The following is a 20,555-nucleotide window of genomic DNA, read 5'->3' as shown; positions in this document are numbered from 1 at the left end:
ATAAAAGCCGATTTTTCATGCGTTTTAGCTATTTTTTTCAGGTCTTATTATCATTCTTAGATCTTGATTTTTACTAAAATAATCTATAGACCAGTTATAAAAAGTACGCAGTTGATCATGTCTGTTTATCAACGAAAATAAATGCACAAATAACCAGATCATCCAGGCAACAAAACCTTGCAGATGAATACGCGGTTTTGGGATATCTGCAACCGCTTTGGTCTTACCAATTATTGCCATAGAGCCTTTGTCTGTGTATCTAAAAGGCAGTGGTGCATTACCCTGATCTATGCGCTGTAAGTTTTTTGCAAGCATTTTACCTTGCTGTATAGCAACTTGCGCTAATTGCGGGTGACCCAGAGGAAAATCTTCATCTGTGTACTGTATACAAGTATCACCTATGGCGTAGATATTATTAAAGCCTTCAACTTTATTGTATTCATTTACTTTTAAACGGTTACCGCGTTCATAGAATTCGGCTGCGATTCCTTTAAAAGTAATTGCTGTAACTCCCGTAGCCCAGATCAGGTTTTTGCTTCTTAAGTAATTACCATCTTTAAAATAAACACGCTCACCGTCATAATCAACAACGCGCGTATTAAGCAACACTTTAACGCCTAAACTTTTAATAGCATCTAAAGTATAGCTTTGTGATTTTTCACTCATGGGCACAAGAAGCCTGTCTGCGCCGTTAACGAGGTAGATAGATGCTCTGGTGTTTTTTAATTCTGGGTATTCTTTTTGAATGATAGATTTACTCATCTCTGCCAGTACACCAGAAATTTCTACGCCGGTTGGGCCGCCACCCGCAATAACCATAGTAAGTAATTCTTCTCTTTCAGCTTCATCTTTACATTTTGTTGCGACTTCAATACGCTCAAGTAGTGTATTGCGCATAGTGAGCGCATCATCAAGGGTTTTCATAGGGATGGCATATTTCTCTATATTTTCAAGGCCAAAGAAATTTGTCTTTGTTCCCGTTGCCATAACCAGAAAATCATATTCTATCTCTCCGTTTGAGAGAATTACTTTATTTTCTGAAGGAACGATCTCAAGTAGTTCTCCCATCCAGAAAGTGACATTTTCCCTGCCGCTAAAAAAGGTACGAAAAGGATAACTTATTGAAGAAGGTTCAAGAAAACCTGTTGCGACCTGATAGAGTAGAGGCGGAAAAAAATTGTAGTTGTTCTTATCAACGAGGGTAACATGAAATTCATATGTCTTTCGCAGAGCTTTAGCAAGATTGATTCCACCAAAACCGCCACCTATGATAACTACTCTTTTTTTCAATTCTCTATTTTTTTAATGAACATTCTATTTCATTTCAACCTCGCAAAATGTATCACAAATTAAGAACTTAGATATCAATAAAGTCTCAAAAGGAAAAATTTAAGATGATTTTAAATATCAGTAAAAATCGGTCGATTATGGTCAAAAATCAGTTGCTAACATAAAAAAACCTCCTGAAGAGGAGGTTTTTTAAATCGTTTACCAATTATATTTTAGATTATTTTCCTGGAAAGGCGTAGATAGAATCATTGATCTGCGGGTTCACTACAATCTCTTTTACCTCGATAGGTTGACCACCTTGCTTTAAAGCGAAAGGAAAATAAAGGCCTTCTACTTCTTTATAGTCTCCCATATTCACTTTCATAGATTGACCCACTTGCATGGTCTCAATTGCGACCGGATAATATGTTTTAGTATCAAAATAGAAAAAGCTGTTGCTGGGCGTTTCTGCACCATTTACCATTACGGGTTCCTGAGTAAGCTTTACCTTAAAGGTTTCTTTGCCTGCTATAGTGTCTTTACCCACATATTCTGCCTCGTAGCCTTTATTTTTATAGTCAAACAACGGACTCGGAAAATCATTGGCATTAAGTTTCATATTATCAGACATTTCTTGTTTGCTTTTTTCAGGTTGCATGGTCATTAAATTAGTTGTCCATAAAGTTTCACCGTCAAAAGCCAATTGGGTAAAAGATTGACCCTGAAAGTCAACTACAATAGCCTGTTTTCCCTGGCTTGAATTATAAATTGTAACAGGAATGTCCATACCGCCCTGATTTACTGAAGCCGTAGTTTTAGTAGCCTGTAACTTTCCCCAGGCTTCTTTACCGCCGGTCTTTTCAAAGTATTTATTAATTATTTCGTCAGCAGTCTGTGCATGAGCTGCTACCGTACCTATAAGAAACAGAACAATGGTTAGAGATTTTAATATTTTCATAGCATAATTATTTATAGCATCGCATAGTTAATGCATTTTTTGAGTTAATCATAATTATTGAGTTCATTTTTTAAGCGGGATAAAAAATTCCCACAAGGGTTAGTTTTGACTAAATCATAATTTAAATGACCTTAATTTTTCATATTAAGAAAGTATATTTACATCAAAACGTTAATTTATGAAATTCGGAAAAGTTGACGATCCTTCAATAATAGACTTTAAAATCCCGCCAGATCATCCAGATACAGCGCGAGTTTTGAAGAAAAATGATAAAAAAGAGAAGTTTGATGTCTATGTAGGCTGTGCCAAATGGAACAGACAAGATTTAAAAAATTTCTACCCAAGAGGAACAAAGGATGAACTCGAATATTATTCATCCCAATTTAATTCTATTGAGTTGAATGCAACTTTTTACAGGCTCTTCCCTAAAGAACAATATGAAAAGTGGTATGAGAAATCTCAGGATAATTTTAAGTTTTTCCCAAAAATAACTAATGACATTAGCCACTACAAAAGGTTGATAGATGCCGGGCCAAGAGTAGAAGAATATCTGGATCATACAATGCTTCTTAAAGAGAAATTAGGCACAATTTTTTTGCAAATGCACGACAATTTTCAGCCTAAAAACTGGGATAGGGTAGTAGAGTTTGTAAATGCGTGGCATAAAGAGATCCCACTGGCAATAGAATTTCGTCATACAGACTGGTTTAATGATGAAGAAACAGCCCAGAATTTATATAAACTGCTTGAAGATAATGGTATTGCAAATGTTCTCGTAGACACAGCCGGCAGAAGAGATATTATGCATATGCGCATGACAAATGGTGAAGCTTTTATACGTTTTGTAGGGGCAAATCATCCCAGTGATTATGATAGACTTGATGAATGGGTAGGACGCATCGCACAATGGAAAAAGGAAGGGATAAATCAGGTTGACTTTTTTATTCATCAAAATATTGAAAAAGAATCACCACTTCTTTCAGCTTATTTTATTCAGAAAATTAATGCTGAATTAGACTTAGACATTAAGATTCCCGCAACTTTAAATGATAATAAATTAGATCTATGAGCAAGGTATATATAGTAGGCGGCGTTTCAGGATCTGGTAAAACTACAATTGGCCGTTTAGTAGCAGAACGGTTAAAGCTTCCGTTTTTTGACGCAGATGATTTTCACCCTGATGCTAACGTGGCTAAAATGCATGCCGGTCACGCATTAAATGATGAAGACCGTAAACCCTGGCTTGACATTCTTGCAGAAAAAATAAGTTATTGGGAAAACCATAAAGGAGCGGTGCTGGCATGCTCTGCACTCAAAGAAAGATACCGGCAGGCACTTATGGCACAAGCAAAAGAAAAACCGGTTTTTATTTTTATAGAAGGTACACAAAAACTAATTTCTGACAGGTTAAGTCACAGAGAAGATCACTTTTTTAATCCTAAACTTCTAAAATCTCAATTTGATATTTATGAAGAGCCAGATTATGGTATTAAAGTAGATGCCGCACTAACTCCTGTAGAAATTGTAGATAAAATAACAGCTGCTGTTGCTGATAAAAACAAATAAATGGATTATCAATTACTTGGTGCTGTTTTCTTAGGTATTGCGCTTTTACTTTTTCTTATTCTCAGATTAAAATTACAGGCATTTCTCGCGTTACTCATTGTGAGTATTTTTGTGGGGATGCTGGGGGGGCTTGCACCATCGGTAATTCTTGAGAGTGTTAAGAATGGTATGGGTGGCACGCTGGGTTTTGTAGCCACCGTAGTGGGTCTGGGGGCGCTTTTTGGTGCCGTTTTAGAACATTCTGGCGGCGCACAGCAATTGGCCAATTATTTACTCACAAAATTTGGTGAGAAAAATGCACCGTGGTCTATAATGCTTACCGGATTTTTAGTCGCTATACCCGTTTTTTTTGATGTAGCGTTCATTATTTTGATTCCGCTTATGTATGCGTTGCAACGGCGTACAGGCAAGTCGTTGCTTTTATATGCTTTGCCTTTGCTGGCTGGTCTGGCTATCACGCATGCTTTTATACCGCCTACACCGGGCCCTATTGCAGTAGCAGATATTCTCAATGCAGATCTGGGCTGGGTTATTTTATTCGGTTTTATTGTGGGGTTTCCTGCAGCAGTTATTTCTGGGCCCTTGTTTGCGAGAAGGCTTTCGCGAAAGCTTTTTATTCCTGTGCCATTTGACGTAAACGAGCCTAAAGAAGAAGTAGACAATCCACCGGCGGTAGGATTAATTCTGGGTATTATCTTTTTGCCAATTGTCTTAATTGTGGGCAATACTTTATTTAATAGTCCACTAGCGGCAGGCTGGGATTTATCACCTAACGTTCTCTATGCTGTCGATCTTTTAGGTCATCCCTTTACCGCATTGATAATTGCAAATTTATTGGCTTGGTATGTTTTAGGAGTACGCAGAAATACCAGCAAAGAGAAATTACTCGATATTTCTACAAAAGCGATGTACCCTGCCGGGGTTATTATTCTCTTAACCGGTGCAGGTGGTGCTTTTAAGCAAATATTGATCGACACAGGAGCCGGTACAATGATCGCAAATGCGCTGAGCAGCGATTACTTCCCGCCGGTCATTTTTGGGTTCATTATCGCCGCTATTGTGCGTATTATGCAAGGTTCTTCTACGGTGGCTATGATAACAGCTGCCGGGATTACTGCGCCTATTTTAGTACAGAATGATTACAGTGATATTCAAAGAGCACTGCTCGTGATTGCTATTGCTGCGGGCGCAAGTATATTTTCTCACGTAAACGACAGTGGTTTCTGGCTGGTAAAACAATATCTGGGCCTTACCGAAAAGCAGACCTTTAGATCCTGGTCTGTTTTAACTTCGCTTATCGCATTTACGGGGCTTATAATTAGCACGGTTTTGTGGTATTTGTTTTAATTTCGCTTAAAGCGAAAAACAATATGTTATGCGATTTCATACCAGAAAATGGATAAAACCTCAAGACCTTAATCCTAACCGCACTTTATTTGGTGGCCGGCTATTAGAATGGATAGATGAAGAAGCAGCGCTCTATGCTATTATTCAGTTAGAAAATCCAAAAACTGTAACGAAGTATATTAGTGAGATCGATTTTAAAAGCTCTGCAAAAGAAGGTGATATTATCGAGATAGGGCTGGATCCGGTAAAATTTGGCAATGCATCAATAACCCTAAAGTGCGAAGTGCGTAATAAGATGACTCGTGAAACTATAATTACAATTGATAAAATAGTAATGGTAGGTCTTGATGAGCAAGGCAAAGCAAAACCACATGGTAAAACTCAAATTGAGTTTGTAAAAGACCGTCTGGATACTTAATGATTGAAGAACTTCTAAAAATCGGTTATAAAAGCCTGAAAATCGGTTTATTTTGGGCTATTTTCGTCTGGATTTTTCGTTTTTCTCTCTGCTAAACGCACAGGAAATTCCTTTTCGCCGCCGTATAATTTAATCTCCTGAATATCTGCCGGCATATAATAGCCATTATCTGCAAGAGCTTCTTTTACGGCGCGTACTACATTACCTTTTGTGATGAGAGCCATACGTCTAAAATCTTTTGTATCTACCCAGAAAAAGACCTTGAGATTAACGGTGCTTGTAGCAAGTTCATCTTCTATTACAAAATTCTCATGCTCGTTATCTTCTATAACATTAGGTTCACGCCTTAAAGCATCCATCACGGTTTTTTTAGCACCATCGATATTATCTTCATAAGCGATACCAATTATAAAGCTCCAGCGAAAAAAACCATCTTCAGTGTAATTTGTTACCGGTTCTGTAAGTACATCACTATTAGGAATATAAACATCTTTACCATCAAAGGTTTTTAGTTTAGTGTATCTAAATTCAAGGGCTTTTACTTTTCCAAAATTAGGACCTATCTCAACTGTGTCATTGATATCAAATGGCCGATTAAACGCCAGAATAATCCCTGAAATAAAATTTTCACCTATGTCTTTAAACGCAAAACCAAGCACAACTGCACTCGCACCTGCAGCGGTTAAAATTCCTGTGGCAATGCCGCCCAAACCAGCAGCTCTTAAACCTACCATAATAGCAGTAATTATAAACGCAAACCTGATTGCCTTACCCAAAAATTTACTCATTAATGGGTCATTAGTTCGGGAAGAAATACGTCTTGTAGCAAAATTACCAACCCAAATACCCAGTAAAACGCCTATAATAATTACCATAATACCAATGCCAATACCGGGCAATTGATCTATTAATCTATCGTAGAAGTTTGTAAAAGATTGAGCTAAATTATCTGAAGTTTTTGCTTGCAGCATGTGGTAATTTTGATAAAAATAATAATTAGTTCTGCATTAAATCTTAATAATTTGTTAGTTTAAATAAGGGTTATTACTCTGCTGCATATTAACCTTTTAAGGGAGGTGATTTTATTTGATCATTAGCCCTTTTTAACTGTTCTTTTGTTGGGGGCTCTGGTTTTTGCTCTTCAGATTTTTCGGGTTCAAAATGCAGGTGTGCGTATGTGGGGAAATGATCAGAATTTATATTAGCCCCTCTTTCAATATTTATAACTCTAAATTCTTTAGAAACAAAAATATGATCAAGCGGCCATCTAAAAATAGAACTTTGTGCATTATATGTATTAAATAGTCCGCGACCTATACGCACATCAAGCAAACCGCTAACTTCTTTAAAAAGTGTTGTTGTATTAGACCAGGCAACATCATTAAAATCTCCCATTACAATGACAGGGTATTTTGAAGCTTTGCTCAATTTTGCGGTGAGCATCATTTCTGTATCCCTGTCTGAAGAAGAAGGGTTGTGTTGCGGCATAGGCGGCGTAGGATGTATCGCATACAACTGGATGGTATCTCGTGAAGGCAGAACAAATTTTGTATGTATAGACGGGATACTGTCATCTACCATAAAATGCACCTTTGGGTTGATGAGCTTCAGTTTAGAATATATAAGCATCCCATAGGTGTTAGAAATGGGCATTTCTGCTCTGTACTTATATTCTGGCGAAATTCTTGGAGCGATTGCATTTCGCCATACGGTGTCAGCCTCACAAAGAATTATAAGATCAGGATCTTTATCCTGTAACTCAACTAGCAGTTTATCATGATCTTTATTCTTCTGAAGCACATTTGCAGTGAACAGCTTTATACCTTTATCACTGCTAGGGTTTGTCCAGCCCAATACCTCTTTTTCATGAAGTGGTGTATAAGGATATATCTTTAAAACCTGAAATATGAGACAGGCGATCATGATAGTAACAAACACATAATCTTTAAACCAGCGTATATCAAACCGAATGAAATATGCCAAAACAGCTGTAGCCGTAAGTATAGTAAGTTGTGTGTGAGGAAAGTCAAACATTCGTATCCACCAGTAATCTGCTGCGATAAGTGGAACTAAGGTTAAAACAACGGCTATCGCTCCAAATACCTGGAGGAATTTCTTTAACTTCATAAACGGGGGTTAGTGAAAAATTAAAGATACATATTTTATGTATTCCAGCTATTGTTTGCTAAAAACCTTGTAATATCATCACCAGACGGAGACTCAAAAAGCTGCAGATCAAAGTAGGGAAGTGCTGCTATAAGGTGATCAAAAATGTCTGCCTGTATATGCTCATAATTCTCCCAACGCTTGTCTTTGCTAAAACAAAATATTTCTAACGGAATACCCTGCGGTGTAGGAGCAAGGTGGCGTACCATTAGGAATAGATCTTTATTAATCGCGGGATTCTCATGTAAGAATGCGTCTGCATATTTGCGAAAAACGCCCAGATTTGTCTGATTTCTGCCATTAATAAGGAGGTTTCTATCAATCTCATTGGTCTTATTATATCGCTTTACATCCTGTTCTCTATGTTTAATATAAGGAGCTATAAGCTGAATTTTTTTCAATTTCTCAATATCTTCTTCTGTAAGAAACCGCACAGAATTCTGCTTAATATATATTGCTCTTTTAATGCGCCTGCCATCGCTTTCCTGCATGCCGCGCCAGTTCTGGAAAGAGTCTGAAATTAGGCTGTAAGTGGGAATGGTAGTATATGTGTTGTCAAAATTCTGTACTCTGACCGTTGCCAGATTAATTTCGGTAACGGTACCATCTGCGCCATATTTACTAAAAGTTATCCAGTCGCCAAGACGCACAATATCATTTACTGAAACTTGTATTGAAGCAACAAGACCTAAAATAGTGTCTTTAAAAATTAAGAGTAACACAGCAGAGGCAGCTCCTAATTGTAATGCAAACTTCCAGGCATTTTCATCAAAAAGTTCTATTACTACAAAAAAGATACCCACACCCCAGAGAAAGAGCATTACTACCTGAACGTAGCTCTGTAAAGGCTTATCATGAAACTCTTCTTTTGTACTGAAATAATTATTAGACGTACGCAGTAAACTGCGCAGTATCTTAATGATGAGGATTATAATGTAAATATTTACTCCTTTTTCAACCCAATACCAACTCTGCGGATAATTAAGGAATAAAAACGGCAAGAACCATTTAAGTATCGCTAACGGAATAATATGCGCTATATACGCCGGAAAATTTGTTAAGATCAGGTAATCGTCAAAAGTGCTTTTAGTCTTATTTGAGAATGCTTTAAAAACTTCCACTATGATTTTTCGCAGAAGCTTATCGAGCAATGATATGAGAACACCCAGTATTAGAACATTGAGAGCGATGGTAATAAAATCGGCATAAAATGCCTCAATACCGTGCTCTTTAAGGTATAAAGTAAAATTCTCAAGATATCTGGAAACGTCTTTCTTCATCAATGCAAAATCAGTTTGCAAAGATAGTATTCTAAGTAAGTTTACAGGAAAATAACATTAGATTAGAAATGTTTATACAATTTAAGATCTCATTTCATAATTAAGCTAATTCTAATTGTAATCGTGTTAGTTTGAAACGTATTTTTATAATCTCAAAACGATAAAATGGACATTAAACAAATATTCGAAAACAACGAAACGTGGGTAAGAGAAAAATTAGAAGTAGATCCTGATTTCTTCTCAGAACTTTCAAACGGGCAGAGTCCGCAACTTTTGTACATCGGCTGTTCAGACAGTAGAGTAACTGCAGAAGAATTAATGGGCATAGGTCCCGGTGATGCTTTTGTGCACCGTAATATTGCAAATATGGTGTCAAATCTTGACTTAAGCGCTATGTCTGTAATTAATTATGCGGTAAGCATTTTAAAAGTCAATCATGTTGTTGTTTGCGGACATTACGATTGCGGGGGTGTAAAAGCCGCTATGACCTCAAAAGATCTGGCTATTCTCAATCCGTGGTTAAGAACCATACGCGATGTGTACAGAATTCATAAGCATGAACTTAATGCTATAGAAGATGAAGAAAGTAGGTATAAGAGATTAGTCGAGCTTAATGTGCAGGAGCAGTGCATCAATGTTCTTAAAACGGCAGATGTGCAGATCGCTTTTCGCGAAAGAGGAATCACCGTTCACGGCTGGGTCTTTGATATTCACTCAGGAAAATTAGTCGATCTAAAAATAGATTTTACTTCCATCTTGAATGATATCATGGAAATTTATCATTTAGACTAAAAAGAAATAGCCGTCTGTAAAGACGGCTATTCTTCATTTTATTAAAAACCAATCAATTATGAAGCTATAAATAAGCTTGCTATTGCTGTTGCAGTATCACCAGACATTGGTTCGTCGTAAGCTTGTGTAGATGCCTCCATAGAAAAAGGACTACCGCTTCCTAAAGTAGTTACATCAACACCGCCGTGCGTAGTATTCTCTTCTCCGTCATAAACAGCTTGAGCTTCTGCAGGTATCCCAGCACCTCTTTCATTAGCGGTAATCCATCCGTCAAGACCTCTTAACCTTCTTATTTCAGAAGCATGACGCGCTTCTACAGAATGTATCTGCAATGCTGCAGTTAAATATGCGCCTTCTGCAAGACCCATTAAATTTCCGGCCTGACCTTTATAAGCTCTTACCCCAGTATCTTCAAAAGCCTGAGCAAGCGCTAATAATTGTGCGTAGGCCATATCATCACCTATACCATTTTCATTAAATGGGTCAAAAGTACCACCTGCTGTAAAATCGAAAGTAGGAGATTCAATACTGTCTTCACCTAAAGTATCTTGTAAGAATGATACGTGTGCACTCTCATGTTTAGATATTTGTGCATAAATAGCTTCTGCTTTCATGGCGTTAGCGCCACCTGCTCTTGCAATTACTCCAGAATCTAAAGCTTTTAAGTAAAATTCTGCTTCTAGATATTCTAATGTTAGAGCTAGTTGAAGAGGAGCTTCATGGTCAAAAAACATAGATGCTGTCGTCGCTGCTTTTGCTTTTGAAGACAATGCTCCTAAACCAAAAGGTATAGCGGCAATAGCTGCTTTTTTACCCATGTTACCAAAGGTGCCAAACATATCTCTTCTCGATGATGCTGTGTTGATTAAATTATCAGATGTAAACTCGTCTAAAAATTTTATAATATTCATGATGTTTTCTTTTTTAAAAATAATAATTGATTAGTTAGTGATTATGGTAACTCCATTGCAGTGAATGGCGTAACGAAGAACCCTCCGGCAGCTGCTATAACCTGAGAAGGATTAAGAGCGCCATCTAAACCAGTAGAGGCCATTACCACATCGTCTCCTGCAAATAATGCGTAGTCATCCATTTCACCACCACGAATACTTCTAATCGCTGCAGCGTGTCTTGCTTCTACAGATACTATTTTACCTGCAATTACAAGGTAGTCTGCAGTTTCTATTAATTTACCTGCGCCATTATAAGCGCTTACACCTGTATCTTCAAGTAATTGAGCTGTAGTAAGTACAGAATCTCTATTGTTAAAGTCTACATCACCAAAATCGAATTCTAATGTTGCTGGAAGTACCAGATCTGCAGAGAAAGTTGCGTTAAGTGCAGCTTTAAAGAACTCTCTGTGATTTACCTCATGATTATAGAGGTCTTCCATTAATTTCTTTTCTTCCATTGATGCTCCAGAATAGTAACTACCGTTTACAACACGTGTGTAAAACTCTGCTTCAAGTTGCTCAAGAGCATAAGCGTAGTTAAGCACTCCGCGATCTCCAGATCCTAAATCAAAAGTTGCATCAGGTGGCATGACATTTCCCATATCATCATCATCGTTACAGGCCAGTAATAAACCAGATCCTGCAATTGCCATACCGCTCAGTTTTAAAAATTGTCTTCTGTCTTTACCTTTAGAAGGTCTAGGTGTTATCACCTTAATTTCATTGTTTTTCATAGCTTGACGTAAATTGGTTAATAAAATTACTTACTCAATTTACGAGGGAGACAGGCGCATAGTTTTCGAGAGATGCGGCTTTAACAAGAGTTTAATAGTATTGATGATTATTTTACTGTTTTTCAGTAAAGTACATATAGATAATTTAAACAGAAGTATTAAAAAATTAACAAGATGATAGGTTGGTAGTTCTGTTTTTAATAGGAAAAAGATGGATTTTTACCTCTAAAAAGCGCATTTTATTGAGAAATGGTCGATTTTTTAATCAATTCTTGCGAAAATTGATAATGAAAAGGAGGTATAATTTGGAAAACTGAATACTGAATCTATTTACAAGGAAAATCGAAATCAACTATTGAAAAGGAATAATTCTTCTTAAAGTTGAAGTGCCACCATTCTGTTCTAATAGTTTCAAAACCGAATCTTTTCAAGCCTTCCTGAAGCAGCTTACGGTTGTCAAGAACTTCTTGTGGCAGATTTGTATAGTCAATATGTGCCTCTACACCAAAGAAATCATGATCTGTGCCCATGTTTACTACACTGCCATCTAGTTTTACAAGAGAAATATCAACAGCAGCGCCACGATTATGTACCGAGCCGGTAGTATAAGGATTAGCTACATATTGCGAATTAGGAAACACTGCCCACATTTTCTTTTGAGCAGATACCGGGCGGTAGCAGTCATAAAGCAAAATCTTATATCCTTTTTCACAGAAATAATGATTAGCTTCCTTTAATGCAGCAGCAACTTCTGGTCTTAAGTAACAACTTGCACAATCATAAAAAGCTTCTTTTAGAAAGTTATTAGTAGAAGCGTATCTAATATCGTATGCAAAACCATCTTTTAAAGTGTCGAGCTTTACCAGCTTTTCTGTATTCTGAGACATGGCAATACAGGTTGAAAGCAAAACCAGTAAAACTAAAATCTTTTGCATTTTTCTAAAATACGGAATTTAAATAGTCCTGAAAATTGTTCTGAAAACAACTATTCAGCAGTTTGTGTCTGAAGATACTTTTTATCCATCCAGAAAGTTCCGAAAGGAATTACAGAACATATAAGGACAATGCCTAAAGTTTTGGCACTCCATTTCATTTCGCTTTTAAGCATAATCGCAAAAACTACATATACTATAAAGAGAATACCGTGAATCATCCCGATCACCTGATTAGGCTGCGGATTTTCATAAATGTACTTAAGAGGCATTGTTACAAACAGAATCACTAATAGTGAAATACCTTCAAGGATACTTAAAACTCTAAAAAATTTAATCATATTAAACCAGGTTAAATATTGCCAGAGCGTAAAGATAGAACCTAACAAACCTAACAAGACCAAAAAGAAGATATTTTGTAAATGGGTATTTGATCATACCTGCAGCAAGACTGCTCACAGCAAAAGGCACTGGTAAAATAGCACCTACAACAATAAGAAAACCTCCCCATTTACGGGCATTTTTTAAATGCTTAGCCATTTTTACATCCAGATATTCATGCACTGCTGTAATTTTAGTAGAAGCTTTACCTATAAAATATGAAGTTATACCGCCACAATAAGATAACAATGCCAATAAAGAAAGATAAAGAACAGGATTAGGCATTTTATCGCTCCAGGCGATAAAAATTTCCGGCGGAATCAGGCCTAAAATCGCCTCAGAGAGGTAAAAAACAGCCAGTACCCAAAACCTTGGGAAAGTATCTGTCATCTTAATCAATAGACTATTGATGTCTATTACAGTAAAGTGTATAATAGCCAGAACAACAAAAAATACAATTACAGGAACAACTGCTTTCTTTAGACTGGTGGTTAAAAAATTATAGAAACCTGTGTATTTATAATATTGATGCAAGAGTTGTAATCTTGACTTTTTAGTAGATGATTCAGATTTGGGCATACTGCAATTTTTTTCGCAAAACTAAGTCTTACGCAGACGTATTGCAAAGCAGCAGGACGCTATATTAATATTTTGGCAAAAATTTAAATTATTGATTACTCTAAAAATCAGGAATAACTATATTTTTAACATATGGAAAATCTTAAAAACAAAGTTGCCCTCATAACCGGGGGCACAAAAGGTATAGGTCAAGGCGTTGCAGAAGCGCTGTTAGAACTAGGTATGAATGTTGCTATTACAAGCAGAACGCTTACCGCGGCAGAAAAAGCAGCCGCAGAGCTGAATAAATCAGGAAAAGGTAAAGCCATTGGTATAAAAGCAGATGTGCGCAGTATAGATAGTCAAATGAGCGCTGTTAATCAGGTCATCGCAGAGTGGGGACAGCTTGACGTACTTATAGCAAATGCGGGTATAGGTCATTTTGCTAACGTAGCAGATCTTACGGTAGGGCAGTGGCAGGAAACTATTGATACAAATCTAACAGGAGTCTTTTACAGTGTGAAAGCGGCAGTAGATGCTCTTAAAGAATCTCAGGGTTACATTATAACTATATCAAGTCTGGCAGGAACTAATTTTTTTGCTGGCGGGGCAGCGTATAACGCGAGTAAATTTGGTGTGACAGGTTTTAGTCAGGCTATAATGCTCGATCTAAGACAGCATGGTATAAAAGTCTCTACTATAATGCCGGGAAGTGTGGCAACACATTTTAATGGTGACGAACCTTCAGACAGAGATGAGTGGAAAATACAGAAAGAAGATATTGGGCAGTTAGTTGCAGATTTGTTACAAATGAATCCCAGAACATTACCCAGTAAAGTTGAGGTTAGGCCATCAAAGCCGCCACAAAAGTAAAGTAACAAAAAAGCCCTTGAGATTATCAAGGGCTTTTGTTTTAGTTTTCATCAGCGTATTCCTGAAGTTCCTCTACATAGGAGCGCAGGTCTAATCTGTTTGTCTTGTTGTCTGGTTCAGCAAGCAGATTGAAAAGGTATAATAAACTTTCCTGAGGTTCAGACTCTTCAGCTTCTACACTTTCTTCGTAGCCTTCAATTGGTTCTTCCTCTGGTATGCCCACAGCAAATGTTTTGTAAGCTTCTATATGTTCATAGGCCAGACGTATAACCTTTGCAAGCAATGGTCTTTTTTCTTCTACGGCGTGCTCTCTAAGACTTTTAAGATCGTCTACTACAGTATTTGTTATGATGCCATTATTTTCAACGTCATCAATCAATTTATTAAGCAGTTTTATCGCTTTAGGATTCTTCAAGATAGTGGTTTTATTAAAACACAAAGGTAGAAGGATTGCCCGTTTTTTACCACTTTACTTGAATAATTTTTATGGAAAAATTTTTTAAGCCCATATTTAAAATTGCAAAATCTTCAACATAAAGAATTTAGTTTACAATAATTTGAAAATTTAAGAAACCATTTATCAAATCTATAAATCTTGAAAGCTGATTTCGATTTAGGTCTAAAATGGCTTAATTTTGCAAAATTCACATTTAAAAAAATTCACTTTTGAGCGAAAAGGCTATAGGAAAGAGAGGAAACTCAGGTAAAGAACTTTATTCATATCAATTAAAGGATCTCGACAGGATCTTCTCATGTATGGAGGAATCTCCTGATGATTTCAATTTATTGTATCAATTACCTACAGGGGGTGGTAAGACTGTTATTTTTTCAGAAATAGTACGTCGTTACATCACAGAGAAGCAAAAAAAGGTATTGATCTTAACGCATCGTATTGAACTTTCTTCTCAAACTTCAAGAATGTTAACCTCTTTTAATGTGCCAAACATGGTAATTAACAGCAAGGTTAAAACTCTTGAGGGTAATGAGGATTATATGTGTTATGTTGCGATGGTAGAAACGCTCAATAACCGCTTACAGGACGGGCAGATTGATATAACAGATGTTGGTCTGGTTATTATAGATGAGGCACACTACAACTCTTTTAGAAAATTATTTAGTCATTTTAAAAATGCCTTTATTCTGGGTGTAACTGCAACTCCGTTAAGTTCTAACGTGAAGTTGCCAATGAAAGATAATTATCGCAAGCTTATTATAGGTGAAAGTATAAGCTCTTTAATAGATAAAGAATTTTTGGCCAAAGCTAATATGCATACGTATGATGTTGGTTTAAAAACGCTGCAGATAGGTATTAACGGTGACTATACGGTAAAATCTTCAGAGATATTATATACAAATCATAGCATGCAGGAGAAACTTCTTACTGCATATGAAGAGAAAGCTAAAGGCACTAAAACTCTTATTTTTAATAATGGTATAAATACTTCGCGTTACGTTTACGAGACCTTTAAAGAGGCCGGATACGATGTGCGCCACCTTGACAACACTCATAATAATAAAGAACGAAAAGAAATTCTCAGGTGGTTTAAGAAAACACCTGATGCGATTTTAACTTCGGTTAGTATTCTTACTACAGGTTTTGATGAACCCAGTGTTGAAACAATTATACTTAACCGTGCTACCAGGTCTCTTACCTTGTATTTTCAAATGATAGGGAGAGGTTCACGTGTATTACCAAACAAAAAAGAGTTTCAGGTCATCGATCTGGGTAATAATATGGCCAGATTCGGACTTTGGGATGCACCAATGGATTGGAATGACATTTTCTTATATCCTGATTTCTATCTTGAGAACCTCGTAAGTGATGAAGATATTGAGCGCAATTTTGAGTATACAATGCCGCCAGAGCTGCGAGCCGAATTTGCAAATAGTAAAAATCTTGATTTTGATATTAAAAAGGAGTATGAAGAGGTTTTTGCAAAAGGACTCAAATCTAAAGTTGCGCTGGAACGCTCTGTAGAACAGCATGCCAGAATTTGTTATGAAAACAGTGAAGATGTTTTTGATGCACGTATTTTAGCTCGTCAACTTCAGGATGAGATAAGCTACAGAATTCGTTTATATTCGTACTGCATTATGAAAAACACACAGAATTACAAAGAATGGCTTGAAGAAGACTACATGAGAAAACTTCGTCTTAAATTGAGCCAGATGTATGCTAAAGTAGGAGTAGAATAAAAACCAAATTATGCGCATTATTACAAAGATTTACCTTTTTTTAATTTTTTCATTTACACTTTTACTTTCGGGAACTTCATTTGCACAGGAAGGTGAACCAGAACTAGGCGCCTGGTATGTTTATATCTGGAATACTGATTTTAAGGAAAGTCATTTTGGTGTGATGGGCGATGTTCAGTACCGTAATTACAGTGTATTTAGCGACTTTCAGCAATTTATAGCCAGAGGGGCTCTCTCATACTCTTTTGAAAATATGCCATTAAAGGTAGCTACGGGTTATGGCTTTTTCAATTCAGGCACTTTTGACGAAAGCGACGCAAAATTTCAGGAAAACAGAATTCATCAGGATTTTATTTGGTCACAGCAACTTGGTAAACATATATACACATCGCATCGCATAAGGCTTGAGGAGCGATTTGTAGACGATCAGGATTTTAGAACCAGAGCCCGATATATGTTGGCAATTAAAGTCCCTCTTACTAAAAGTGATTTAAGTAAGAATTCGGTCTATTTTAGCGGATATTCTGAGGTTTTTATAAATGGTCAAAAAAATATAGGTAACGGTAGAAAAGTGACTCTTTTTGATAGAAACTGGTCCTTTGCTGGGTTAGGATATTCAATTTCAGACCAACTTCGTTTTGAGACAGGATACATGCGTGAGACAACCAGCAGCCAAAGCAAAGGACAGTTAACATTTACTTTATTTCAAACTTTCTAGCTTTTTTGCAAAGCTTTAGGTTTTTTCTATAGTTTATATTCTACATTTGATGAAGTGATAAGCCATATTAAATCATATAAACGCTTGGTGAGTATTTTTGGGATCATATTGATCCTGGGGCTCAAGTTTGCAGATTTACATCAGCTTACTCATGATATAGGTGTTAAGAACGACTGTAAAGTTTGCCTTCTTGCTCATTCTAAGATTATAGGTGATGAGTATCTTCCGGCAGATATTCCATCTTTTGAGCCACTTCCCCCTGTAGAAATACCCAATATTGTTACAACCGTTCTGGTTGAACAACATAAACCCACACTCTTTTTTGGAAGGTCACTGAATAAGGCACCTCCTGTAGCCTAGATTACATTCAGTTTAACTTTTTTGCCCATTTGGGCCCAATCTTTTAATTCAATTTCAATGAAATATATTGGTATTGGGATTATCCTCTTAATGAGTTGGATATCTCAAGCACAGGAGTGCAATATAACCCTGTCTGGAAAAGTCACAGACTTTCATGACGGTAATCCATTATTTAATGCCACACTTAGCGTTGTAGGCGAAAACATTTACGCAGTAACAGATTTTGATGGCCACTACAAACTAGAAAATATCTGTGCAGGAGATCATGTAATACAAGTATCTCATCCTGACTGTGACACTGCTTCTTTTAATATTACCATAAATAGTAATACACAGAGGATTTTCAAACTCGAGCACCATATTGAGGAGCTAAAAGAAGTAACCGTAACTGGAGAAAAATTTAAAGAAGAAACAAATAGTGGCACAGAGCAATCAATTAACCAGGGTACTATAGAGAAGTATAGTAATGCCAGTTTGGGTGACGCTTTACGCGAAATAAGTGGAGTTTCTTCATTAAATACGGGTAGTACTGTAGTAAAACCTGTAATACAGGGTCTACATAGTAGCAGAGTCCTTATCATTAATAATGGTGTAAGACTTAAAGACCAAGAATGGGGCGTTGAGCACGCTCCCAATCTAGATGTGAATAGTGCCTCAAATATTACGGTAGTTAAAGGAGCTGGTGCCTTGCGTTATGGTGGTGATGCCGTGGGCGGAGTAATAGTGACAGATGGAAGAGTAGCTCCTGTGAAAGATACACTTTTTGGTAAAACCATTTTTAATGTAGCCACCAATGGCAGGGGATTGAGCGCAACTTCTAGTCTTTTAAAAGCCTACCAAACTGGCTGGTATCTTAAAGGTCAAGGAACTTTAAAATATGCAGGTGACCTGGAAGCGCCAGATTATAATTTATCTAATACAGGAAGTCATGAGAAGGATTTTTCAGTAGGTTTTGGCCTTAACAAATTCACTTATGGTTTTGATGCATTTTACAGCTATTACAATGCAGATATTGGTATTTTAAGAGCTTCACATATTGGTAGCGTGGGTGATCTCATTAGAGCGATAAACAGCGATAAGCCTACTTATATAGATAACTTTACCTATGACGTTAATGCACCCAAACAAGCAGTGCAGCATCATTTAGCCAAATTAAGCGTCTTTAAAAGATTTGAAAATGCAGGTAAGTTGAGTGTAGACTATTCTTATCAATTTAATAAAAGACAAGAGTATGATCTTAGAAGGGGAGATGACAAAGATAATCCTTCACTAGATCTGGAGTTAAAATCACATACGCTGGGAGCTAATTTTTTATGGGATTCCAGAGATAATTTAGAAGCAAATTTTGGTACAGAGGTTTCTTATCAGGATAATTTTCCAGATCCTGATACGGGAATCAGAAGATTGATACCAGATTATCAAATGTATACAGCTGCAGGTTATGCTACTTTTGACCTTAATTTAGCCGATAATTGGGTTGTAGATGCCGGTTTACGATATGATTTTGTACGTATTGATGCACTTAAATATTACCTGAATTCACGATGGGAGGAACGCGGGTACGAAAGCGATTTTAGCAATATAGTTCAAAGCAGACTCGACAATCAGCTACTTGCAAATCCTGTTTTTGATTATAATAATTTATCTGGAACGGCCGGTGTAAAATATATAATTAGTGATAAGCTGGTAAGTAGATTTAATTTAAGCTCAGCATCCAGATCTCCTAATCCTTCAGAGTTATTTAGTGACGGTTTGCATCATTCTGCAGCGATAATAGAACTGGGAGACCTAAGGTTAGAGAAGGAGCAATCTTATAAAGCCAGTTTATCGTTAGAAGGAAGCTTTAATCGTTTTACGTTTGGTGTAAACCCTTATTATAATAAGATTGATAATTTCATTATTCTAGAACCTTTCGGCGTTCAGCAGACTACACGAGGGGCTTTCCCGGTGTACCAGTATAATCAGGTGAATGCGCGCTTATTTGGTGTAGACGTAGATGCAGCGTATACTTTTAATGATAATTTCAGTTTACAGAGCAATTTGGCCTATGTTAATGGTCAGGATCTCGACAGGGATAAACCGTTAATAGATATGCCTGCTCCTAATTTTACCAATACCCTGACATATAGTTCAAAATGGCACAATTTGACACTTGCACTGCGAAGTCAGAGTGTATTCACTCAAACAAGATATCCCGATAATGATTTTATAGTTCCTGTACCTGTTAATGGTACGCAGGTTGACACTAAAGTTGAAATTAGCAAACCGCCCGCCGGTTATAATCTATTCCACTTTTCGTCTTCTATAGATCTGCCGGTAACCAATTCATCTAACCTGACTCTGGGTTTTTATGTTGACAATTTATTAGATACTAATTACCGGGATTACCTCAACAGACAGCGATATTTTGTTGATGATTTAGGAAGAAATTTTAGAATACAATTGAAGCTTAACTATTAGATCATGAAAAAGAATATATATATAATATTATTCACGTTCACAATTCTTTCCGCATGTTCACCGGATAGAATTCCTGAGCCTATAAATGAAGAAGAAGTTATTACAACCTTAACAATTGAGTTGACACCTGATAATGGTGGTGATATTGTAACCCTAACTTCACGCGATATAGATGGGGATGGTCCTGATGCTCCTGAAATAAATATTTCAGGGTCCCTTGTTGCTAATACAGCATATTCAGGAACCGCAACATTGCTAAATGAAACTGTATTTCCTGCCGAAATTATAACAGAAGAAGTAGAAGAGGAAGGAGTTGACCATCAATTCTTTTATGAATTGGGCGGAAATGTAAATGCAGCAATTGCTTATAAAGATTCTGATTTAAACGGAGACCCAATAGGAATCGAGTTTACGCTTACAACGGTTTCTGCTGGTTCAGGATCTTTAACTGCAACATTAAGGCACAAACCGGATAAATCTGAAGCTGGAGTAAGAGACGGTGATATCACCAATGCCGGTGGTGAAACCGATTTTGCCCAGATATTTAATATAACAGTAGAGTAGTACAAAAAAAACAGGCGGATCATAAATGTC

The 20,555-nt window shown here is 36.8% G+C and carries 22 protein-coding genes; 11 read left to right on the top strand and 11 right to left on the bottom strand.

The genetic code is table 11. The features are described 5' to 3' along the window. Nucleotides 1–24: 24 nt before the first annotated feature. Nucleotides 25–1,290, bottom strand: a complete 1,266-nt coding sequence (locus ACH3PA_RS16520) for an NAD(P)/FAD-dependent oxidoreductase (protein WP_416442179.1) — start codon at nucleotides 1,288–1,290, stop codon at nucleotides 25–27. A 217-nt stretch (nucleotides 1,291–1,507) separates the two neighbouring features. Continuing rightward, complete coding sequence (locus ACH3PA_RS16515; protein ID WP_416442178.1) at nucleotides 1,508–2,227, bottom strand: outer membrane lipoprotein-sorting protein; 720 nt, start codon at nucleotides 2,225–2,227, stop codon at nucleotides 1,508–1,510. Between the two features lie 178 nt (nucleotides 2,228–2,405). On the opposite strand from ACH3PA_RS16515, the gene ACH3PA_RS16510 reads away from it, so the two are divergent. From ACH3PA_RS16510 to ACH3PA_RS16495, 4 genes are read left to right on the top strand one after another with little or no spacing between them, the layout of a single operon-like run. Next, nucleotides 2,406–3,296, top strand: coding sequence for a DUF72 domain-containing protein (locus tag ACH3PA_RS16510; protein WP_416442177.1), 891 nt, complete (start codon nucleotides 2,406–2,408; stop codon nucleotides 3,294–3,296). Further along, complete coding sequence (locus ACH3PA_RS16505) at nucleotides 3,293–3,793, top strand: gluconokinase (protein WP_416442176.1); 501 nt, start codon at nucleotides 3,293–3,295, stop codon at nucleotides 3,791–3,793. Before ACH3PA_RS16510 ends, ACH3PA_RS16505 begins: the two co-directional genes overlap by 4 nt. Further along, a complete protein-coding gene (locus ACH3PA_RS16500) occupies nucleotides 3,794–5,140 on the top strand; it encodes a GntP family permease (RefSeq protein WP_416442175.1) in 1,347 nt (448 codons plus the stop codon). Between the two features lie 28 nt (nucleotides 5,141–5,168). Next, nucleotides 5,169–5,558 (top strand): acyl-CoA thioesterase, encoded by a 390-nt coding sequence (locus ACH3PA_RS16495; RefSeq protein ID WP_416442174.1) that lies wholly within the window; start codon nucleotides 5,169–5,171, stop codon nucleotides 5,556–5,558. 47 nt (nucleotides 5,559–5,605) lie between these two features. On the opposite strand, the gene ACH3PA_RS16490 is transcribed toward ACH3PA_RS16495, so the two are convergent. The 3 genes from ACH3PA_RS16490 to ACH3PA_RS16480 form a co-directional block, all read right to left on the bottom strand. Then, nucleotides 5,606–6,529, bottom strand: a complete 924-nt coding sequence (locus tag ACH3PA_RS16490) for a mechanosensitive ion channel family protein (protein WP_416442173.1) — start codon at nucleotides 6,527–6,529, stop codon at nucleotides 5,606–5,608. 88 nt (nucleotides 6,530–6,617) lie between these two features. After that, nucleotides 6,618–7,685, bottom strand: a complete 1,068-nt coding sequence (locus ACH3PA_RS16485; RefSeq protein WP_416442172.1) for an endonuclease/exonuclease/phosphatase family protein — start codon at nucleotides 7,683–7,685, stop codon at nucleotides 6,618–6,620. Between the two features lie 35 nt (nucleotides 7,686–7,720). Next, nucleotides 7,721–9,004, bottom strand: coding sequence for a mechanosensitive ion channel family protein (locus ACH3PA_RS16480; protein WP_416442171.1), 1,284 nt, complete (start codon nucleotides 9,002–9,004; stop codon nucleotides 7,721–7,723). A gap of 165 nt (nucleotides 9,005–9,169) precedes the next feature. Between ACH3PA_RS16480 and ACH3PA_RS16475 the strand changes: the two genes are divergently transcribed. Continuing rightward, nucleotides 9,170–9,796, top strand: a complete 627-nt coding sequence (locus ACH3PA_RS16475) for a carbonic anhydrase (protein ID WP_416442170.1) — start codon at nucleotides 9,170–9,172, stop codon at nucleotides 9,794–9,796. 56 nt (nucleotides 9,797–9,852) lie between these two features. On the opposite strand, the gene ACH3PA_RS16470 is transcribed toward ACH3PA_RS16475, so the two are convergent. From ACH3PA_RS16470 to ACH3PA_RS16450, 5 genes are all read right to left on the bottom strand, one after another. Next, a complete protein-coding gene (locus tag ACH3PA_RS16470; protein ID WP_416442169.1) occupies nucleotides 9,853–10,707 on the bottom strand; it encodes a ferritin-like domain-containing protein in 855 nt (284 codons plus the stop codon). A 41-nt stretch (nucleotides 10,708–10,748) separates the two neighbouring features. Further along, nucleotides 10,749–11,483, bottom strand: a complete 735-nt coding sequence (locus ACH3PA_RS16465; protein WP_416442168.1) for a ferritin-like domain-containing protein — start codon at nucleotides 11,481–11,483, stop codon at nucleotides 10,749–10,751. A 326-nt stretch (nucleotides 11,484–11,809) separates the two neighbouring features. Further along, a complete protein-coding gene (locus ACH3PA_RS16460) occupies nucleotides 11,810–12,370 on the bottom strand; it encodes a M15 family metallopeptidase (protein WP_416442167.1) in 561 nt (186 codons plus the stop codon). 98 nt (nucleotides 12,371–12,468) lie between these two features. After that, nucleotides 12,469–12,756 (bottom strand): DUF3817 domain-containing protein, encoded by a 288-nt coding sequence (locus ACH3PA_RS16455; protein ID WP_416442166.1) that lies wholly within the window; start codon nucleotides 12,754–12,756, stop codon nucleotides 12,469–12,471. Between the two features lies 1 nt (nucleotide 12,757). Next, complete coding sequence (locus ACH3PA_RS16450) at nucleotides 12,758–13,375, bottom strand: YqaA family protein (protein WP_416442165.1); 618 nt, start codon at nucleotides 13,373–13,375, stop codon at nucleotides 12,758–12,760. A 132-nt stretch (nucleotides 13,376–13,507) separates the two neighbouring features. On the opposite strand from ACH3PA_RS16450, the gene ACH3PA_RS16445 reads away from it, so the two are divergent. After that, entirely contained in the window at nucleotides 13,508–14,227 is a 720-nt protein-coding gene (locus ACH3PA_RS16445; protein WP_416442164.1) for an SDR family oxidoreductase, read from the top strand. 40 nt (nucleotides 14,228–14,267) lie between these two features. On the opposite strand, the gene ACH3PA_RS16440 is transcribed toward ACH3PA_RS16445, so the two are convergent. Beyond that, entirely contained in the window at nucleotides 14,268–14,642 is a 375-nt protein-coding gene (locus tag ACH3PA_RS16440; RefSeq protein ID WP_416442163.1) for a hypothetical protein, read from the bottom strand. Between the two features lie 251 nt (nucleotides 14,643–14,893). On the opposite strand from ACH3PA_RS16440, the gene ACH3PA_RS16435 reads away from it, so the two are divergent. The 5 genes from ACH3PA_RS16435 to ACH3PA_RS16415 are packed head-to-tail and all read left to right on the top strand — an operon-like array spanning nucleotide 14,894 to nucleotide 20,525. After that, on the top strand, nucleotides 14,894–16,423 hold the full coding sequence (locus ACH3PA_RS16435) for a DEAD/DEAH box helicase (protein WP_416442162.1): 1,530 nt from the start codon (nucleotides 14,894–14,896) through the stop codon (nucleotides 16,421–16,423). Between the two features lie 10 nt (nucleotides 16,424–16,433). Then, a complete protein-coding gene (locus ACH3PA_RS16430; protein ID WP_416442161.1) occupies nucleotides 16,434–17,141 on the top strand; it encodes a DUF2490 domain-containing protein in 708 nt (235 codons plus the stop codon). A 54-nt stretch (nucleotides 17,142–17,195) separates the two neighbouring features. Beyond that, a complete protein-coding gene (locus tag ACH3PA_RS16425) occupies nucleotides 17,196–17,501 on the top strand; it encodes a hypothetical protein (RefSeq protein WP_416442160.1) in 306 nt (101 codons plus the stop codon). A 57-nt stretch (nucleotides 17,502–17,558) separates the two neighbouring features. Further along, nucleotides 17,559–19,961 carry a TonB-dependent receptor gene (locus tag ACH3PA_RS16420; RefSeq protein ID WP_416442159.1) on the top strand — a complete coding sequence of 801 codons (2,403 nt, stop codon included), beginning with the start codon at nucleotides 17,559–17,561 and terminating at the stop codon, nucleotides 19,959–19,961. Nucleotides 19,962–19,964: 3 nt separating this feature from the next. Further along, nucleotides 19,965–20,525 (top strand): type 1 periplasmic binding fold superfamily protein, encoded by a 561-nt coding sequence (locus ACH3PA_RS16415; protein WP_416442158.1) that lies wholly within the window; start codon nucleotides 19,965–19,967, stop codon nucleotides 20,523–20,525. Nucleotides 20,526–20,555 lie beyond the last annotated feature (30 nt).

The organism is Leeuwenhoekiella sp. A2 (genome assembly GCF_047946655.1).
GTDB lineage: Bacteria > Bacteroidota > Bacteroidia > Flavobacteriales > Flavobacteriaceae > Leeuwenhoekiella.
Note: the sequence above shows the minus strand (reverse complement) of the source record. Positions and strands in the feature narration are given on the sequence as shown.

Bases quoted from the DNA above. Each gene is read 5' to 3' on its own strand.
- ACH3PA_RS16515 (WP_416442178.1), bottom strand. From the start codon at position 2,227: ATGAAAATATTAAAATCTCTAACCATTGTTCTGTTTCTTATAGGTACG.
- ACH3PA_RS16510 (WP_416442177.1), top strand. From the start codon at position 2,406: ATGAAATTCGGAAAAGTTGACGATCCTTCAATAATAGACTTTAAAATC.
- ACH3PA_RS16505 (WP_416442176.1), top strand. From the start codon at position 3,293: ATGAGCAAGGTATATATAGTAGGCGGCGTTTCAGGATCTGGTAAAACT.
- ACH3PA_RS16500 (WP_416442175.1), top strand. From the start codon at position 3,794: ATGGATTATCAATTACTTGGTGCTGTTTTCTTAGGTATTGCGCTTTTA.
- ACH3PA_RS16495 (WP_416442174.1), top strand. From the start codon at position 5,169: ATGCGATTTCATACCAGAAAATGGATAAAACCTCAAGACCTTAATCCT.
- ACH3PA_RS16490 (WP_416442173.1), bottom strand. From the start codon at position 6,529: ATGCTGCAAGCAAAAACTTCAGATAATTTAGCTCAATCTTTTACAAAC.
- ACH3PA_RS16485 (WP_416442172.1), bottom strand. From the start codon at position 7,685: ATGAAGTTAAAGAAATTCCTCCAGGTATTTGGAGCGATAGCCGTTGTT.
- ACH3PA_RS16480 (WP_416442171.1), bottom strand. From the start codon at position 9,004: ATGAAGAAAGACGTTTCCAGATATCTTGAGAATTTTACTTTATACCTT.
- ACH3PA_RS16475 (WP_416442170.1), top strand. From the start codon at position 9,170: ATGGACATTAAACAAATATTCGAAAACAACGAAACGTGGGTAAGAGAA.
- ACH3PA_RS16470 (WP_416442169.1), bottom strand. From the start codon at position 10,707: ATGAATATTATAAAATTTTTAGACGAGTTTACATCTGATAATTTAATC.
- ACH3PA_RS16465 (WP_416442168.1), bottom strand. From the start codon at position 11,483: ATGAAAAACAATGAAATTAAGGTGATAACACCTAGACCTTCTAAAGGT.
- ACH3PA_RS16460 (WP_416442167.1), bottom strand. From the start codon at position 12,370: ATGTCTCAGAATACAGAAAAGCTGGTAAAGCTCGACACTTTAAAAGAT.
- ACH3PA_RS16455 (WP_416442166.1), bottom strand. From the start codon at position 12,756: ATGATTAAATTTTTTAGAGTTTTAAGTATCCTTGAAGGTATTTCACTA.
- ACH3PA_RS16450 (WP_416442165.1), bottom strand. From the start codon at position 13,375: ATGCCCAAATCTGAATCATCTACTAAAAAGTCAAGATTACAACTCTTG.
- ACH3PA_RS16445 (WP_416442164.1), top strand. From the start codon at position 13,508: ATGGAAAATCTTAAAAACAAAGTTGCCCTCATAACCGGGGGCACAAAA.
- ACH3PA_RS16430 (WP_416442161.1), top strand. From the start codon at position 16,434: ATGCGCATTATTACAAAGATTTACCTTTTTTTAATTTTTTCATTTACA.
- ACH3PA_RS16420 (WP_416442159.1), top strand. From the start codon at position 17,559: ATGAAATATATTGGTATTGGGATTATCCTCTTAATGAGTTGGATATCT.
- ACH3PA_RS16415 (WP_416442158.1), top strand. From the start codon at position 19,965: ATGAAAAAGAATATATATATAATATTATTCACGTTCACAATTCTTTCC.